This window comes from Bacillus sp. DC4300-2b2 (assembly GCF_049895685.1).
Lineage (GTDB): Bacteria > Bacillota > Bacilli > Bacillales > Bacillaceae > Bacillus > Bacillus safensis.
Genome location: NZ_JAFCSW010000001.1, coordinates 832151 through 849919, shown reverse-complemented (window position 1 = coordinate 849919; position 17769 = coordinate 832151). Strand labels below are relative to the sequence as shown.

Sequence of the window (17769 nt, the reverse complement as noted above, 5' to 3'; positions counted from 1 at the left end):
TCACTATAAACCTTAAGTATGAAGGTGATTAACTTATATGGAGTATTCATATGAATTTAAGGAAGATCAATTTGGTAACTTAGCAATAATACTCCCAGAAGAAATAAGTATTTTCGCAGATTTTATACAAGATATTTCAACAACAGAAGAAGTTGATGAGTATTTAGGATATATTCAAAATGTTATAGATGGAGAATACGTAAACTTTGAAATTACATTGAATGCTACAAGTGTAATTATCAAAAAAAATGAAACAACAGTTGAACATCATTATAGGATTGAAGAACCAGGAATTCATAGAGCTGTTGTTGATTTGGAAAGAAAAAATACCAGAAATATTTGAAGATTAAATATTATTATTGACGAGTAGAAAAATAATGATTCAGGCACTTGATTAGTCCTTCAGGCTACAAGTGCTTTTGTTTAATTAGAAATCTGAAGATGTTTGAATACAAAAAGTACGGTAACTCTAAAATGGTGATTTCTATGAATAACAACAGAAACCCAAAAATCAAAACCTTAAAAAGAAAAAGCAGAAGAAAACACTTAATGAACGAATTAAGCTATATGACACTTCCAGAAAACCCCTTTTTAGATATCGAGGAAAATCAATTGTTTTGTCAGAAGGTGTTTGCTTTCCTTCAATCGAGAGAACATAAAATTGCAATACATGGAGAACACTATCGAGAGCATATTGAAAAGTCTGTACAATGTTAAAGGAATGGATCAGCTAGGTGAAAGTAACTCCTGCACAAGCGCGATTAATGTTTTTTCGAGAGCATGAAATTGAAGCACTTAAAGTGAATGTGAATGAAGTCTTTATTCATTTAAATCACCTTCTTGAGCAAACAAAATTTTCAAGTGGGTATGGGGATTTTATTTTTGGCAGAATATTTCCGTTTTGGATTATGCATCGAGAGAACGGAATATTTTTATGAGCTAAGTATTTGGGGGCTGCGATGAACAGAATTGAGACATCACTTAAGGAGTGGAATGAACCACTCCTTTTTTCTATCGATGGTGTCATACGCTTGATCGATGAATTCCCCTCAAATTTAAGCAATTCACTATCTTTACCTTTCGCATTCGTATAAAATAAGAGCAGTGAAAAATTGAAGAAATGCTTGATACATGAAGGGCGTGTAAGCTGTGAGCTGCATGACATGATGAGATGTATGAACGTGAAGGCTGCAAAGCTGTTCTTCCTCACATATGAGATCTTGTAAGCGTAACCATTATTTGTCACTTCATTGCGATGGTGTTGAGGGGTGTGTCAGGATGAGGAATCCGTATGTGAGAACGGCTTCTAGTCTGTATATTAATTACTTTTTATTAGGTATGGTCAATATTATTTTGGCTTCAAATATGCCATTTTTAATCGAACAATTAGATACCAATAGTGCGGGAATTAGTTATATGATTTCGGCGCTTGGCATTGGCAGGGTGCTCACGTATGGTTTATCAGGCGTACTGTCAGATCGTTTTGGGCGGAAGCCGGTCATTTTGGTTTCTGGTGTGCTGATGGCGGTGTTCCTCATCGGAATCCCATTGTCTCCGAATTATCAAATCGCGTTTGCGTTTGCGATTTTGGCAGGGGTCGCGAATTCGGCAATGGATGCAGGAACATATCCTGCGTTAATGGAGGCTTTTCCGCAAAACTCGGGATCTGCGAATGTGATGGTGAAGGCCTTTATCTCCATTGGGGCCACCATTTTGCCACTGGCGATTTTCTTTTTAGCAGAGCATGATTTGTTTTATGGAATAGCATTTTTTGTTCCTGCTCTGATCTATCTTGTGAATGTCGTGATGCTGTGGACCTTGCCATTTCCGAATCATCGCAAGGTGGAGCAAGTCCAGGTAACGGAGCATGATGGACTTCCGCGCTTCTCGACAGAGCCTACATTTTGGAGGGAAGGGATCGCACTCATATTGATCAGCTTTACGTCAAATGGGCTGTATGCACTGCCGCAAATTTGGCTTCCTACATACGGTGAGGCCATCTTGGGGATGGCATCGGGCAGTGCTGTGAAACTACTCAGTTACTATAGCATGGGCGGGCTGCTGTCTGTTGTGATGCTCGCATTTCTGCTGCGCCGTTTTGTCCGTCCGGTCACTGTGCTGCTGATCTATCCAATCATTACACTTGTTTCTATTTGTGTGCTCTTGGTCGTGAAATCGCCAGTCATAGGAACCGTCAATGCTTTTGTATTGGGATTTTCAACAGCAGGAGTTTTTCAGCTGACGTTAACTGTGATGGCTGAATTCTTCTGGAAAAACAAAGGGACGATGACTGGGATTATCTCTACAGCGGGCGGCGTGTCGGCTATCGTCATCCCGGTCGTAACAGGTTTAATTCAGAGTCACGCGTCCATTTTACAAATCTTTATGTTCGATGCAGTGGTGGCTGTTGCGGCCATTATCGGCGCACTGTATATCCTGTATCGCTACCGCCAAGTTATGGTACATGATTAAAAAAAAGACGACCTCCGCTTAGGAAGTCGTCTTTCTTTTGTTTTAGAAACGGTCATTTTCAAAAAGAATTTGTTTTACTTGATCAACTGGCATATCTTCACCAGTAAAGAGTTTGTAAGCAAGTGCTCCTTGCCATAGCATCATTCCAAGACCGTTAATCGTTTTGGCACCAGCTTCTTGTGCTTGTGCAAGAAGCTTTGTTTTTTGCGGGTTGTATACGACATCTGTCACGATCAAATCTTTACGAAGTACATCAAGTGTATCATCGATAATACTGAGCTGATCTAGTGGTTTCATGCCAAGGCTTGTCCCGTTTGCTAGGATCGCACTTTCTGCTACTTCACGGCGGAACGCGTCTTTGTCTTCAAGTGGGAAAATGTTTGCTTTGACACCGAAAGATTTCATTTCGTTGTTGATGTAATTTACATTTTCTTCTGCTTGAACAAAGTATTGGTCATTACGAGCAAAAATACTAATTTCACGAATGCCGGACTGTGCAAGCTGAATCGCAATCGGAGTTGCCGCGCCGCCAGAGCCAACGAGTGTGACTTTTTTGCCGGCTAATTCAACGCCATGCTCAATCAAGTTTCTCACATATCCAAGACCGTCTGTGTTGTAGCCGATGAGCTTACCATCTTTGTTTACTACAGTGTTACTAGCACGTGTATATCTTGCAGAATCATCTAGTTCGTCTAAGTAATCTAGTACTTTCATTTTGTTCGGCATAGAAACGTTAAATCCAGCTGCACCCATTGCTTTCATACCGCTTACGGCTGCTTCTAGTTCATCATTCCCTACTTCAAATGCGAGGTAAGCATAGTTGATACCTGTTAGTGTATAGCCAAGGTTATGCATACGTGGTGAAAGGCTGTGTCCGATTGGTGTAGCAAGAAGACCGACTAATTTTGTTTTTCCATCAATATTTCGTTCATGTATGTTTGTCATGATTGACATCTCCTTTAATTATCTAAATAATTTTTTCATGCGTCCAAGAACAAAGACCGCTAGTAATACGCTAATAACCGCAATGATCATATCGAAGAATAACGTCATTTTAATATCGTACGTGCTGACCAACCCACTTGTAATGAGCGGCACTAGAATAAACGCTGAGCTTGCCGCAATGTTGACATAGGATGAAGCCGTTGCTTTGTTTGTCGGGAACAATTTCATCATGATACTCATCGCAAGCTGGAAGATCCCTGCTGTAAATAGTCCTAAGAAAAACGTGCTGACAATGACAATGCTGTACGTTTCGATTTGGAAAAGTGAAAGCATTGCAAGGAACGCCCCGATTGGATAAATGATTGCCACCATAATCGGTGAAATGAATTTATCTAAGACGATCGAAAGCAAGAGAACAGATACCAGTGCACCAATACTAAAATAAGATAGAAGCTGTGTGGCTTGTTCTGTGCCAAGTCCGATTAATTTCAACCCGAGCTGCGGAAGCCATGTCTGCCATACGACAAACAATGCAGTCGATGTGAATCCCATCAGTACAACAGCTAAACCTTCGCCAAGCATTTTTGGTTCTTCCTTAAGCTGATCCTGTACTGGAAGAGCGTCTTGTGAAGAAACTTGCTTATGGTTCGGGAATGGCATAAAGATTAAGTAAATTCCTACAAGTAAATAAAGAAGCCCTAGTCCAAAGAACGCCCAGCCCCAGAAGATGTCATGTGCCACTAGGAACGCCAAGATAAATGGAAGAACAGTCGCCCCAATGGATACAGACGCTTTTACTAAAACAGAAGCCGAACTTGCTTTTTTAGGAAATGACTCTGACAAAGCAGGATAGGTTCCTGAATCAAGCAGTGAGTTGGCAATACCTGCTGAAATCGCAAAGATAAATGCCAGTGTATAACTTGTTGTCGTTGGAATACCGATTAAGAATAATAAGTAAAGAAAATTTCCTGTAATAATGACAGGCTTACGTCCCCAGCTGTCGGCTAACCGGCCTGAGAAAAAGAGCGCAATGAGTTTACCAATTCCGATCGCCGATACAAGCAAGCTGATTTTCGGAATATCTACCTGGTAGCGTTCAGATAAGCTGTCCATGTTGGAAGCTACAATAATATTGATCATGCCAAGCATGAAGTAATTTAAATACATGCCAAGTGACGATTTTATATAAGGATTTTTCATGTTCCCACTCCTATATTTGAAACCCCTTTAAGGTCAAATTCTTTGTATACCCTTTGTTATTGTTTCCTTCAAAATTAAGAATACGAAGCCCATCACAACACCCCTTATTGATGAAAAAATAATGAATATTCATCTGTTCTCCAATTAAGTATATCGTTCTACTAAAATGTAAAAAATAATAACAGCCTTATATAGGAAGTGAGACTTCATGATTTGATCAGAATCATGAAAAATCACTTTTAACTGTTTTTTGATAGAAATAACGATATGACGAAATAGGTATAACGATATACTAAAAGAAGCAACGAGATAAATATACTCCTGCATTTTAAATGTGTCAAGTTTATGACTTTGTGATTTAAAAAAAGAAAAATGAAACAAAGAAATTGTTGACTTGACCAATAAAAAAAGAGAATTGCTGCACACAATTCTCTTTTTCATCATGATGGAGAGGTTTCTCTAATATGAAGTTGAGGCTTTAAAATCAACCGCTGCAGCTCTTCATCCTGTTCGTTCATTTTATGATATAAAAGGTTCGCTGCTTTTACCCCGATGGATCGGGGGAAGGAGGAAACAGTGGTGAGCGGTGGATGGTACATCTCCGCCTCGGGAACATTATCGAATCCAACCACATCAATATCTTCACCAGGCTGGATGCCCCGTGCTGACAGTGCTTGAATGACTCCAAAAGCGACTAAGTCACTAAAACAAAAAATAGCAGTAGGGGGCTCGGGCTGATCCATCACTTGGGCGAGTGCTTCTTTACCGCCTTCACGAGTAGGTTCTATATCAATAATAAGAGAATCATCAATCGTCACATTTTCTTCGTCATGAGCTCTTTTGAAACCTTTCATTCGTTCAATCCAAGTCGAAGAGGTCTTGATGCCGCCTAAAAAGGCAATGCGCCGATGTCCCTTTTGAAGAAGATGATGAACCGCCATCCAAGTACCTTGTTCATAATCAACACCGACATAATCACATTGCACATCTGATAGTTCGCGATTTGCCAGTACTTTTGGGGTGCGAATTTGATTTAATTGTTTGGCCGTTCGAGCCGAGCTTTTCGAAGCTAGGTTCAAAATGATTCCGCCAACTCGGTGCTCTACCATGGTGGAAATGAGGCGCTCCTGTTTATCGACACTGTCAAAGGTCGTACCAAGTAAAACGGTATAGCCTAGAGATTCAAGCGTGGTTTGTACGCCAATTAAAAACTCCGAAATAAAGGTGTTAGAAATATCCGTAACAATCACACCCACGATATTTGAGCTTTTTGACCGCATGTTGGCAGCAACGCGGTCGTATACGTATCCTAAGTCCTCCATGGCTTGCAGTACTTTGTTTCGAGTGGCTTCAGAGATTCTAGGATTATTTCGAACAACGAGTGATGCCGTTGAAGTCGAGACACCGGCATGCTTGGCGACTTCCTGTAATGTGACACGCTGTTTGTTCATTTTTTTCATTTGTCTTCACCAACTTCAATGGATTGCCTAACTTTGTTCATGATCAAGAGGGATTTCTCCATCAGACGAGCCGAACATCTTTTGATTTATTATACATGAATCAGGGGGGATTGATGAAGTGAAGACATATGAGTAACGCCGTAAATCATAAAAGATTACCATTGACAGCTTTCTGATTGAGGCGTAAAATATAAAATTATTCAGAAATAGCAACATTTTAATTAAATAACGAAGGCTATGATTGCTGTGGGTCACACTATAGCAGGAGCAGCTTCTGGAGAGACCGCATGTATGTGCGGCGCCGAAGGGTTCACAATCTCAGGCAAAAGGACAGAAGAGTACGAAATATTGTATTTGTGGTGCATGGATGATGCCGTGTATTACTTTTCTCTATTTTGCTATTCTTTTATGACCATGAGATTGGAGCGCATCCAATCTCTTTTTTTATGGACTTTTTGAGGGGTTCATTATTTCAGTATAAGATCGTGTCGTAGGAGGTCGTTAGCATTGGCTCAACAAGAATTAAAACGAGATTTATCAAACCGTCATGTGCAATTGATTGCCATTGGCGGAACCATCGGAACAGGCCTGTTTCTAGGCTCTGGAAAAGCCATTCAATTGGCAGGTCCATCAATTATTTTTGCTTATTTAATTGTCGGAATGGCCATCTTTTTTGTCATGAGGGCACTTGGAGAATTGCTTTTATCGAAGGCGGGTTATCAGTCATTAACCGATATTGCGGAGGACTATCTCGGCCCGTGGGCATCCTTTGTGACAGGGTGGACATATTGGTTTTGCTGGATTATGACAGCGATGGCGGATGTCATTGCGGTCGGGGTGTATGTGCAGTATTGGTTTGACATCCCGCAGTGGATTCCTGCCATCATTTGTTTGTTGATTTTACTAGGATTTAATTTGTTAACAGTGAAGCTTTTTGGAGAAATGGAATTTTGGTTTGCACTCATTAAAGTGATTACGATTCTATTATTGATCGGTGTTGGAATTGTTCTTTTAATCATTGGTTTTCAAACAGATGCCGGACCGGTGACAGTAACGAATTTATGGTTTCATGGTGGGTTTTTCCCGAATGGTGTCACAGGCTTCTTGCTGTCATTCCAGATGGTGATTTTTGCGTATGTGGGAGTTGAACTGGTTGGTGTATCCGCAGCAGAAACAGCCAATCCGCAAAAAAACATCCCCTCTGCGATTAATAAGATTCCATTAAGAATTCTATTTTTCTATGTAGGTGCGATCTTTGTTTTACTATGTATCAACCCATGGACTGAGCTCAGTGCATCAGAAAGTCCTTTTGTGAAAACCTTTGGACTCATTGGGATACCAGTAGCAGCGGGGCTTATCAATTTTGTTGTGTTGACGTCTGCGGCATCAGCTTGTAATAGCGGCATGTTCTCGACAAGCCGTATTCTGTATAATCTCAGTCATCAAAAGCAGGGGCCAGCTTCCTTTGGACGTTTGAACAAGCACGCTGTCCCTAGTAATGCGCTATTCGTTTCAACGATTGTAGTATCGGTCGGTGCTCTTTTAAGCAAGCTGATTCCCGAACAAGCCTTTGGGATTGTTACCACGATCAGTGCCATTTGTTTCATTTGGGTATGGAGTATTATTTTAATTTGTCATTTGAAATATAAAAAAACACGGCCTGAACTGCATGCAGCATCTACCTTTAAAGCACCGTTCACACCTTTTGTGAATGTTTGCGTTCTTGCGCTCTTTGCTGCCATTCTCGTGATCATGCTCTTCGCAGATGCAACACGTCCAGCGCTGCTATTGACACCGGTATGGTTTGGTTTCTTATTTTTGATTTATGCACGAAAGAAACGCCGTGCATCGTAACGTACGGAAAAAGCACAGCCTTTTGACAGAGCTGTGCTTTTTATCATTTAACGATTTCTAATCCTCAACACATAATTTGCATTCAAAATGATCAAAACAACCCCAATGACCACGATCGAGAAGAGTTGAGAGTGATTGGCTCCGAGGGAATACACAATCAAAATAAACATGGCACTGGTCAATAGGATATTCATCATTTGATACGTGTGAAACAGTCCGCCAAGCATGACATGCTTTTCCCCTTCGTCTGAAATGGCGAGCAGCTTTTTACTATAGTCTTTGTCGGACGGATTTGGCAGATTGCGATTAGGATAGACAAGTTTGAGGACGGATATCGCTGCATAAGAACTGATAATGGTGACGATAAATAAAGCAGCATTGACCAGAATCAACCAGAGTGGCTGCTCGGTGACGATGGTTATACCGATGGCAATAATGGACAAAATCGTACTCACCGTATTGGCTAATGTCGAATCAGTAAAGGTCCGATATTGCTTTGCCTCCAGTTCATCTTCCTCATCTCCAGAGACCGAAAGAGACACTCTTTTTTTCATACGTGAAATCCCTGAAAAACAATAAATAATCAATAAAATCGTCAATCCACTGATGACAAGAGTTGCTTCAAATGCAATATCAAGAAGTGTCATCTCAAATTCGGCTGCCAGCAGACAGTAAGCACCGAGAAAGCCAAGGAGAGCACCTAAGAGCATTTTGTATACAGTTTTCATGATAGTTCATCCTCCTCGAATAGAAAAATACGTTCAATGGGTTCCTGAAAAATTCGTGAAAGCTTAACAGCGAGCAAGAGAGACGGCATTAATTCATCTCGTTCCATTAAGCTGATGGTTTGACGAGAGACCTTTGCACGCTTTGCAAGCTCAGTTTGGTTTAAACCATCACGCGCACGAAGCTCTTTTAACCGATTTTTCATTCTGTCACCTCAAGTTTTGATTGAAATCTTTCCTTGATTGTAAAGCATTATATTCATTTTGACAAGTAAAGTTGTCAAAATGATAAAAATAATTGTCAGAAAGATCATCTTTATTCAAAAGGTGAACCATGATACGCTAAAGGAAAGAGAAACAGAAAACAGGTGATGGCCGTGTTCATTGATCAATTAAAAAATGACTTACATCAATCACAACCGTTGTTCATTGGAGAAGAGACAGCGTTCAAAGCAGCAGTCCTTATCCCTTTAGTACAAGTAAATGGAGAATGGCATATATTATTTGAGGTACGATCACTGTCGATGAGAAAACAGCCGGGGGATATTAGCTTTCCTGGGGGCAAGCTCGACGGCAGCGAAACAGCACAGGAAGCTGCACTGCGAGAAACACATGAAGAGCTGGGCATCCCGCCAGAATCGGTCGAAATCCTTGGACAGCTCAGTCCTTATATCGCTTCTCCATCCTTTGTCGTATACCCATATGTCGGTATCATTGATGAGCAAAAAGTGAAACACTCCTATAATCAAGAAGAAGTAGAAGAAACCTTTACCGTGCCTCTATCATGGCTCAGCCAATATGAGCCGTACCTACATCATGTATCCGTTCAGCCAACACCAGGAGAGGACTTCCCTTATGAAAAAATCATGAATGGTGAAAAATACAGCTGGGGGAGCCGTTCGATTGAGGAATGGTTTTATGATTACGAAAACTACACCATATGGGGATTAACAGCCCGCATATTAAAGCATTTTGTGACCGTTGCAAAAGGAAATTCCTAGAGAATCGTTCTCTAGGAATTTGTTGTATTCAGACGTTCCTTCGCTGTTTGTTTTTCTTTACCAATTGGAATAGGCGCTCTCGCTTGGCTCAGTCCGTAGGAAGGCATGTTCACGTAGACGGATTCATACGAGCCGGCTTGAATTTGGTATGTTTCATGATAAATGCCGACTGCATCATTATTTCGTGCCATTTGGTTAAATCTTTTCCAAGCAGCCAAATGCTTCTCCATCTTGGCATAGGCAAGGAGGTCATCTGTTGATTTCCAATATTGAATCATTGCTGTCGTACGTAATCCAAAGTAATTTTCTGTCCCAAGAAAACCTAGCTCCTCTTGATGGGTATACAGCTCCTTGATCATGCCAGGCATCGCCATGAACACAGGCATCCATTGATGAATGGCCCAGCGTTTGTTGATTCTCATTCCGATAATGAACACAACAATCGGATCAGAATTGTCCGTTGTAAATCTGCCAGCACGTATGTCTTTTTTCATTATTTACCCTTCCTTCTTCATCGAATGGAATGTCTCCACGCAGCAATCAATTCCTGCTTGAGCCACTCTTTTCCCATAATCTAAAGTAAACAGCCAATACTTCGCATCCGCTTCATTTGGTAAAGCTCTTGAATGTTTTGTTCAATCGCAACATATGTCTCATAACGAATACGGAGCTGCCTCTCATAATCCTGTAAAAGCGCTAGTTTCTCCTCAAACGAAAGATATTGACCGAGATGCAACATCAATTAAATGTTCTTTTAAAATGGCAGGCGGTACAATAGAATTTAAAGCTATCACGAAAGAGGAATATCAAAGAACAAACGGAAGCATTCAAAAAGCAGGCTGAAGAAAAAATAGATGATGATAACCAGATGGGTCATTTTAAACTTATCTGTTTTTTAAACGAAAATAGTTTTTGGTGATGACAAAAGGAAATTTATTGTATAGAAAAGTGGGAGGTTACTTCAACTATGAAAGAAGAGCAATTTAGGTATATAGACCTTTATAATTTTTAGAAAAATAAATGTTGACGCTTTCATATAATACATATATACTAAAAACAAATCCAATATGAATAAATTAGACATGTGACTGGTCATGCAGGCAGGATCTAAAAACGATGAATTTTTCTTTTATTTGTCGTTTTAGGTCCTTTTTTTATTGCCGAAATATAGGTCTCGTGTATGAGAAAAGGGGGAGAAGAAATGAATTACACACAAGTTGCCAAAGACGTTTTACAGCATGTAGGTGGCAAAGAAAACATTGCGCACCTTGAGCATTGTTCAACAAGACTTCGCTTCACACTAATTGATCAGCAAAAAGCAGATGTACCAGCACTGGAAAAAACACCGGGTGTCATAGCTGTTAGAATGACAGGACAATGCCAAGTAGTCATTGGGAATGACGTCATTGAAGTGTATCAAAAGGTAACAAGTTTAATAGGCAGCAGCTCATCAAGCCAAGACGTGCCATCCAATCAGCCAAAAGAAAAAAGAAATGCAGGCACAGTTTTGTTAGATTTCATTGTCGGTGTCTTCCAGCCGCTTGTACCAGCTATCGCAGGCGGAGGAATTTTAAAATCATTTCTTCTCCTTTTCTCTTTATTAGGCTGGATGGATGCAAAGGGACAAACCTATCAAATACTGAACATGGTAGGTGACGCACCACTTTACTTTCTGCCTTTACTAGTTGCTGTAACGACGGCGAATAAACTAAAAGTAAACCCACTGGTCGCACTATCAGCAGTCGGTGCGCTTCTTCTGCCGAACATGACGGCGATGCTTACAGAAGGTGCACAATTACTCTCATTCGATGTAAAAAATATAGCTTATGCGTATCAAGTGTTTCCGGCAATCCTTTCTGTATTGCTTTACGCGCAAATGGAAAAATTCTTTACACGGTTTTCACCAAAACCAATTCGGATTTTCTTCGTTCCGATGATGTCATTGGTCATTACTGTACCAGTTACGCTACTTCTGTTAGGACCGATTGGTTTTACAGCGGGGCAAGGTTTTTCATCTATTATTCTTGCGATGTTTAATACGGTAGGCTGGGTAGCTGTCGCCATTTTAGCAGCGGTCCTCCCATTCATGGTTGCATCGGGCATGCATAAAGCAATGGTTCCTTATGCAGTCACAACGATGGGAACCCTTGGGAAAGAAGCACTTTACTTACCGGCATCACTTGCGCATAATATTGCGGAAAGTGGAGCGTGTTTCGCTGTGGCACTTCGAACAAAAGACAAGGTACTTAGATCAACAGCCATTTCGGCAGGGATATCAGCCTTTTTTGGCATCACAGAGCCAGCGCTGTATGGTGTGACACTGCAAAATAAGCGAGTTCTAGGAAGTGTCATGATTGGTTCGTTTGTTGGCGGAATTTTCATTGGATTAGTTGGTATACAAGCCTTTGTGCTTGTTGGTCCTGGTTTAGCAAGCATGTCGATGTTTATATCAGATGAGCTCCCGCGAAATCTGATGTTTGCTATCATTGGAGCAGTGATTTCGTTTATTGTCGCCTTTATCGCTGCTTTTGTATTAGGTAAAGATCGAACAATAGAAGAAAAGACAAAGGACCAAGCTGGGTTTGCTGAAAAAATTGGAGCAGGAGAAACATTCAAGAGCCCTGTGATTGGCCAAATGATCTCTCTATCCGAAGTGAAAGATGATATTTTCTCTTCAAAGGTCATGGGAGAAGGAATTGCCATTGTACCTTCAAAAGGAGCACTTTATGCACCTGTAGATGGGGAGGTAACCTTGCTGTTCGAAACAAACCATGCACTTGGTATGAAAACGGACCATGGAGTTGAAGTATTATTCCACATCGGCATTGACACCGTTCAGTTGGAAGGGCAGTATTTCCATCCAAAAGTACAGGCTGGTGATCGTGTTCAAGCGGGTGATTTATTGATTGAATTTGATCTAGAAAAAATCATGGAAGCAGGATATGATCCAGTAACACTTGCTGTAGTCACAAATACAGATCAATATGATATTAAGGTACAGCCATTACAAGAGGTCAATCGTCAAGATACATTGATGGTTGTTACACAATTAGGAGGCTAATCATATGACAAAAATCAAAGGTTTTCCAAAAGGATTTTTATGGGGCGGCGCCATTGCTGCTAACCAGGCAGAAGGCGCCTGGAATATAGATGGGAAGGGACCGTCTGTTGCAGATATTGCAATGTACCGTTCCAACTTGAGTGTAGAAGATTATGAAGGTCATCTTGCTGTTACCACTGAAAATATAGATCGTGCGATGAAAGATCCAGACGATAAAAAATACCCAAAACGCAGAGGGATCGATTTTTATCATCACTATAAAGAGGATTTGGCTCTCTTTGCTGAAATGGGATTTCAAACACTTCGAATTTCTATTGCATGGAGTCGTATCTTCCCTACTGGGGAAGAAGCTGAACCGAATGAAAAAGGGCTGCAATTTTATGATCGTGTCTTTGCAGAAATGAAAAAACACAACATAGAACCGATCGTGACTCTCTCTCATTATGAAATGCCTTTAGCCCTTAGTGTGAAATATAACGGCTGGGTTGAAAGAAAAGTAATCGACCTCTTTGTGAAATTCGCCAATGTTTGTTTCGAACGTTATAAAGATGATGTGAAATATTGGCTTACCTTTAATGAAATTGATAGTATTCACCGCCACTCTTTCATTACAGCGGGAATTATCCCTGATCGCTGCCCAGAAGGAAAAGTAGAAGAGACGGTGTACCAAGCACTTCATCATCAATTTGTCGCATCTGCTCTCGTAACAGCAGATTGCCATCGTATCATCCCAGGCAGCCAGGTAGGATGTATGCTGACAAAATTGACAACGTATCCGCATACGTGCCACCCGAATGATGTAGAACAAGCTTTGAAACAAAACTTAGAAAACTATTTCTATGCAGATGTGCAGGTGTTTGGTGAGTATCCGCCGCTGATCAAGCGCATGCTTGAGAGAAAAGATATTCATATTCAAATGGAAGCAGATGACCTTACCATTTTAAAAGAAAACACAGTAGATTTTATCTCATTTAGCTACTATATGTCTTTAACGGAATCAGCCCAAGATGGATTAGAAGAGACAGAAGGGAATACCATTCGTGGAGTCAAAAACCCTTATCTTCCTTCAACGGAATGGGGCTGGCAAATTGATCCGGTTGGTCTGAAAATTTCTTTGATCGAACTGTATGATCGCTATCAAAAACCTCTTATCATTGTCGAGAACGGCATGGGTGCAAAGGATGTAGTTGAAAGTGATGGCTCAATCCATGACGACTATCGTATTAACTATTTCAAAGAGCATTTCCGTCAAATGAGAGAAGCCATTGAAGAAGGCGTCGATCTCTTTGGATATACGAGCTGGGGCTCTATTGATATTATTAGTGCAGGTACATCGCAAATGTCAAAACGTTACGGCTTCATTCACGTAGATCAAGATGATGACGGGAACGGGACATTAAAACGATCTCGAAAAGATTCATTTTATTGGTACCAAAAAGTCATTGAGACAAATGGTGAATCGCTTGATTGAACACCACAATCATGAAAACAGGTGATGACGATGTTTAAAATCAAAAAAGTTTTAAACTCGAGCGTGGTCCTGGCTGAAGATCAGAACCAACAGGAGGTGGTTTTGTTCGGCCGTGGAATTGGCTATGGCCAGAAACCAGGTCAAATGATAGAAGAGAAAAAAGCGGACCAAGTCTTTATGTCAGTCGATAACATGAGAGCAAAAGAATTTCTTCAATTGTTAGATTCAATGCCTCAGGAGTTTATCGATTTAACTCAGCAAATTGTCAAATATGCAGAAAAACGTTTAAACTCAACTTTAAATTCAGGTGTTTATTTTACCTTAATGGATCATTTGAATTTTGCAGTGGAACGTCATAAAAAGAATATTAATATTACAAATCGTGTGTATTGGGAAATCAAAAATTACTATACAGAAGAATTTGAAGTAGGGAATTACGCACTTGAGTTAGTCAATGACACATTGGGCATACAATTACCAAAAGAAGAAGCTGCCAATATTGCTTTTCACTTAATTAATGCATTAGGTGAAGAGTCCGAGTCGAAAGATGGTATGAAATACGCCAAGATGATCGGAAGTATTGTTAATCTTGTGCGCTATACGTTGAATATGAAAATGGATCAAGAGAATATTCATTACAGCCGGTTCATTACACATGTGAAATTCTTTGTAGAAAGATTTTATGCTGATAAATTATTATCAGATCAAGAAAATGAGTTATTTGAACAAATTGCACATTTATATCCTCAAGCGATGGATGTTGCTTTTAAGATCAAAGACTATATTAAACAGGTGCATAGTATCGTCATTCCTAATGATGAGCTTACTTATCTTGCGGTACATATACACCGCCTCATTTCTTATCAGCAACTAAAATAAATGTGGAACCACTTGCCTTGATGAGGCGAGTGGTTCTTTATTTGGCAAATGTTTATATTAAGTTCCGATAGGTCGTTCTGTAGTACCATTTTCATCATTTAATGAATTGAAAGTCCCTGTGTGTCCTAAAACAACGATGGTCAAAGTGATAATCAATAAACTCATTTTTTTCATTAGAATTCCCCCAGTCAATGATAGGATGTTTCATGCGATCAGCTTCCTTTAGAAAGAGATAGGCTTGATGAATTGCTCCCAGCTCTTCAAAGTGTTTTGCTGCTAATGCACTTAATTCACAGACTCCTTCAGCATCTTTTAATTTTTTAAGAATGCTGATTTCATCGAAACAGGCTTGAGCTTTTTGAGCCATATCTTCAGTGAAATATAGATGGTAAAGCAAATTCATTTTTGCTGTATAGATGGGGCATTTCTCTGATTCATGTTTTTGGTTAACCAATTCGAAGTAATAGAGAGCTTGTGTTCTTTCATCGATAGAAAGCAGCTCTTTCATTAACATGTACATGGAGTGATGGAAGTAGCACGATGAGAGATAGTCTTCGTCACTAAGAGCCTTTTCTAGGGCATCGATACATTTTTTTGATTCGCCAGCTTCGGCGTACAAAATACTGATATTATGATAAAGCTGTGATGTTAGAAAATGATCGTTTAGACTGTCTGCGATGTGTAATGCTTTTTTGTAGTAATTTTCTGCCCTTATAAAGTCGCCAATGTCCATATGATTAGCAGCGGCGATGACAAAGGCTGCAGCTAGTCTTCTTTCATATCCTTCATGGCTTTTGAAAATATCAATAGCATTCTGAATATAGTGTAGAGAAATTAGGCTTTGACGAAGCAGCATATATAAGTTGGCGATTTTCGTATGGAATTCTGCTACTTCTATTTCATCAGGAATGTGTTGTAGTTTTTTCTCAGCAATTTTAAACAGTCCAATGGCTGATGCATAGTCTCTTTTATATGACGCGTAAAGGGCTTTGTATAGGTAAAAATAGTATTCAATTAAGTCGTTTGTTTTAGAGAGGCAATCTGGTTCTGTCTGTTCCTTCAGTTTTGTACCTCTTCGTTCATATAACATGAGCTTATACTTGCCTTCTAGCAATGAGTAATAGGTCAAGACCTCCTGATTCTCTTCCATTTTTTGAAGTAATTCCTTTACTTCTGAATACATTGCTTTTGCACTGTGTACATCATGCTTGCGAATTGCAATTCTCCAATCATTTAAACGATTCCCCACCTGTTCAGCAGAAATGATAGCCATGGAAATTTCACCTCTTTAAGTTCCTTTCACCTGTTTCATAAAAAACGATATCACAATTTTTGGTAAAATATAATCGTTTCGGTGAGGTGATTGACAAGAGGTAATAAAAAGGACCTAAGGTCATGCCATGTACGACATTGTAAGGGTGATTGCTTGTTAACACAAATGAATAAAATCTCTTTTTGGAAATCTAAAAAAGGGATATATACAATGGATTTTATGATAATGAACGGAAATATCACTCATATATTTGGAATAAAGAAGTTTTAGCTATTTCAGAGGGAAAATGAAAGGTCGATCTAGGAAAGAAAATCAGGTATGATGTTGCTAGATCATGAGATAAGAAACTGATAGATGACGACAAAAGTAAGTATTAAACACAAAATCCGACCTTTTAGAAAGGATGTTGAAATGAAAAAAAGATTTCAAAGCTTAAACAGACAAATCACAGTCATTATCACGACTCTATTATTTGTTTTAGTGACTCTATATATGTCAAAGAGATACTTTTATAGCAAAGAAATTGAGCTGATGACAGAATCTTGTCAACAAGCTGGCGGCAAAATTATCTTAGAAACAAATAGTTTGTCTATGGATTACTCGTTTGAGTGTCAGAAAAAGTAGAACAGGCAGTTTCCTGCCTGGTTTTACTCAAATTAAAAACCTAAATTTTGCAGCCATTGATTTAATCTCATTTCTCGGTTCTCGGCAGTTGAACGATCATATCTTCCTAATTGTAAACTGTCTGCCATTTCTCCGTCATTCATAAACATGATTCTTTCAGAACGAAGAGCCACCTTGGGGTCATGTGTGACAAGTAGCAGTGTTGCTCCTTCAAAGTGGATTCTTGAAAAAATATTCATCACTTCCTTTGTTGTACTGGAATTAAGAGCACCTGTTGGTTCATCAGCGAAAAGTATGTCTGGTTCATTCATGAGCGCTCGGCAGATAGCGGCTCTTTGAAGCTGTCCTCCCGATACTTCTGTCAAATATCTATTTGCCAAATGATCAATTTCAAGTTTTTCCATTAAATATTGAGCTCGTTCATTCACTTCTTGTCTTGGCTTTTTCTTTGCTAAATAAGCTGCTGCAATGATGTTGTCAAATAGATTAAGATTTTTTAATAAGTGGCTGTGCTGAAAGACAAATCCCATCTCAGTTAAGCGCAGAGCACTTAACTGTTTTTCTGTCATTTCTGATAGTGATCGGCCTTTATATTTGATCTCTCCTGTTGAAGCTGTTTCTATGCCGCTAAGCTGATAAAGTAAGGATGTTTTTCCACATCCAGAAGGTCCCATAATGGTCACGAATTCCCCGCGCTTTATCGATAAATGAATATCCTTAAGAATCGTTTGTTTCTGTCCTTTTAATGAATTGATATGCAATGACAATCGCTTCGTTTCAATCAAGTGTTCCATGTGAAACATC

The 17769-nt window shown here is 39.7% G+C and carries 18 protein-coding genes, 2 pseudogenes and 1 riboswitch; of the genes and pseudogenes, 11 read left to right on the top strand and 9 right to left on the bottom strand.

All coding sequences use genetic code 11. The features are described from left to right. Window positions 1-37 precede the first annotated feature (37 nt). The 5 genes and pseudogenes from ACP69X_RS04350 (at window position 38) to ACP69X_RS04330 (ending at window position 2472) form a co-directional block, all read left to right on the top strand. A pseudogene (locus ACP69X_RS04350) lies at window positions 38-350 on the top strand (tRNA-Val4). A gap of 91 nt (window positions 351-441) precedes the next feature. Next, window positions 442-717: a YxiF family protein gene (locus ACP69X_RS04345; RefSeq protein ID WP_426052458.1), complete on the top strand. Its 276-nt coding sequence runs from the start codon at window positions 442-444 to the stop codon at window positions 715-717. A gap of 47 nt (window positions 718-764) precedes the next feature. Next, window positions 765-824, top strand: a pseudogene (locus tag ACP69X_RS04340) (YxiF family protein); the annotation flags it as partial. Window positions 825-867: 43 nt separating this feature from the next. After that, window positions 868-963: a YxiF family protein gene (locus tag ACP69X_RS04335; protein ID WP_423231207.1), complete on the top strand. Its 96-nt coding sequence runs from the start codon at window positions 868-870 to the stop codon at window positions 961-963. Between the two features lie 315 nt (window positions 964-1278). Then, window positions 1279-2472: an MFS transporter gene (locus ACP69X_RS04330; protein WP_041087422.1), complete on the top strand. Its 1194-nt coding sequence runs from the start codon at window positions 1279-1281 to the stop codon at window positions 2470-2472. Window positions 2473-2514: 42 nt separating this feature from the next. On the opposite strand, the gene ACP69X_RS04325 is transcribed toward ACP69X_RS04330, so the two are convergent. The 3 genes from ACP69X_RS04325 to ACP69X_RS04315 form a co-directional block, all read right to left on the bottom strand. Next, window positions 2515-3417 (bottom strand): shikimate dehydrogenase, encoded by a 903-nt coding sequence (locus ACP69X_RS04325; protein WP_041087424.1) that lies wholly within the window; start codon window positions 3415-3417, stop codon window positions 2515-2517. 18 nt (window positions 3418-3435) lie between these two features. After that, window positions 3436-4617, bottom strand: coding sequence for an MFS transporter (locus ACP69X_RS04320; protein ID WP_041087426.1), 1182 nt, complete (start codon window positions 4615-4617; stop codon window positions 3436-3438). Window positions 4618-5057: 440 nt separating this feature from the next. Further along, window positions 5058-6077, bottom strand: coding sequence for a LacI family DNA-binding transcriptional regulator (locus tag ACP69X_RS04315; RefSeq protein WP_426052457.1), 1020 nt, complete (start codon window positions 6075-6077; stop codon window positions 5058-5060). A gap of 264 nt (window positions 6078-6341) precedes the next feature. Next, window positions 6342-6421, top strand: a riboswitch (glycine riboswitch). 163 nt (window positions 6422-6584) lie between these two features. On the opposite strand from ACP69X_RS04315, the gene ACP69X_RS04310 reads away from it, so the two are divergent. Continuing rightward, window positions 6585-7931, top strand: coding sequence for an amino acid permease (locus ACP69X_RS04310; RefSeq protein WP_426052456.1), 1347 nt, complete (start codon window positions 6585-6587; stop codon window positions 7929-7931). Window positions 7932-7978: 47 nt separating this feature from the next. Here ACP69X_RS04310 and ACP69X_RS04305 read toward each other — a convergent pair whose 3' ends face one another. Together ACP69X_RS04305 and ACP69X_RS04300 are read right to left on the bottom strand one after the other, a co-directional pair. After that, window positions 7979-8659: a DUF3169 family protein gene (locus tag ACP69X_RS04305; protein ID WP_041087434.1), complete on the bottom strand. Its 681-nt coding sequence runs from the start codon at window positions 8657-8659 to the stop codon at window positions 7979-7981. Next, window positions 8656-8862: a helix-turn-helix transcriptional regulator gene (locus ACP69X_RS04300; protein ID WP_003215336.1), complete on the bottom strand. Its 207-nt coding sequence runs from the start codon at window positions 8860-8862 to the stop codon at window positions 8656-8658. Before ACP69X_RS04300 ends, ACP69X_RS04305 begins: the two co-directional genes overlap by 4 nt. 171 nt (window positions 8863-9033) lie before the next feature. Here ACP69X_RS04300 and ACP69X_RS04295 point away from each other — a divergent pair, with 171 nt between their 5' ends. Next, window positions 9034-9657, top strand: a complete 624-nt coding sequence (locus tag ACP69X_RS04295; RefSeq protein ID WP_041088583.1) for an NUDIX hydrolase — start codon at window positions 9034-9036, stop codon at window positions 9655-9657. 11 nt (window positions 9658-9668) lie between these two features. Here the strand turns inward: ACP69X_RS04295 and ACP69X_RS04290 are convergent, their stop codons facing one another. Next, window positions 9669-10151 (bottom strand): DUF4188 domain-containing protein, encoded by a 483-nt coding sequence (locus ACP69X_RS04290; RefSeq protein ID WP_269102916.1) that lies wholly within the window; start codon window positions 10149-10151, stop codon window positions 9669-9671. 80 nt (window positions 10152-10231) lie between these two features. Next, window positions 10232-10396 (bottom strand): hypothetical protein, encoded by a 165-nt coding sequence (locus tag ACP69X_RS04285; RefSeq protein ID WP_269102914.1) that lies wholly within the window; start codon window positions 10394-10396, stop codon window positions 10232-10234. Between the two features lie 462 nt (window positions 10397-10858). Here ACP69X_RS04285 and ACP69X_RS04280 point away from each other — a divergent pair, with 462 nt between their 5' ends. From ACP69X_RS04280 to ACP69X_RS04270, 3 genes are read left to right on the top strand one after another with little or no spacing between them, the layout of a single operon-like run. Continuing rightward, complete coding sequence (locus ACP69X_RS04280) at window positions 10859-12718, top strand: beta-glucoside-specific PTS transporter subunit IIABC (protein ID WP_426052455.1); 1860 nt, start codon at window positions 10859-10861, stop codon at window positions 12716-12718. 4 nt (window positions 12719-12722) lie between these two features. Next, a complete protein-coding gene (locus ACP69X_RS04275; protein WP_041087441.1) occupies window positions 12723-14189 on the top strand; it encodes a glycoside hydrolase family 1 protein in 1467 nt (488 codons plus the stop codon). 30 nt (window positions 14190-14219) lie between these two features. After that, window positions 14220-15068, top strand: a complete 849-nt coding sequence (locus tag ACP69X_RS04270; RefSeq protein WP_269102911.1) for a PRD domain-containing protein — start codon at window positions 14220-14222, stop codon at window positions 15066-15068. A 94-nt stretch (window positions 15069-15162) separates the two neighbouring features. Here ACP69X_RS04270 and ACP69X_RS04265 read toward each other — a convergent pair whose 3' ends face one another. Continuing rightward, window positions 15163-16341, bottom strand: a complete 1179-nt coding sequence (locus ACP69X_RS04265) for a tetratricopeptide repeat protein (RefSeq protein WP_426052454.1) — start codon at window positions 16339-16341, stop codon at window positions 15163-15165. A gap of 411 nt (window positions 16342-16752) precedes the next feature. Here ACP69X_RS04265 and ACP69X_RS04260 point away from each other — a divergent pair, with 411 nt between their 5' ends. After that, window positions 16753-16965, top strand: a complete 213-nt coding sequence (locus ACP69X_RS04260) for a hypothetical protein (RefSeq protein ID WP_411264168.1) — start codon at window positions 16753-16755, stop codon at window positions 16963-16965. A gap of 32 nt (window positions 16966-16997) precedes the next feature. Here ACP69X_RS04260 and ACP69X_RS04255 read toward each other — a convergent pair whose 3' ends face one another. After that, window positions 16998-17759: an ABC transporter ATP-binding protein gene (locus ACP69X_RS04255; protein WP_041087447.1), complete on the bottom strand. Its 762-nt coding sequence runs from the start codon at window positions 17757-17759 to the stop codon at window positions 16998-17000. Window positions 17760-17769 lie beyond the last annotated feature (10 nt).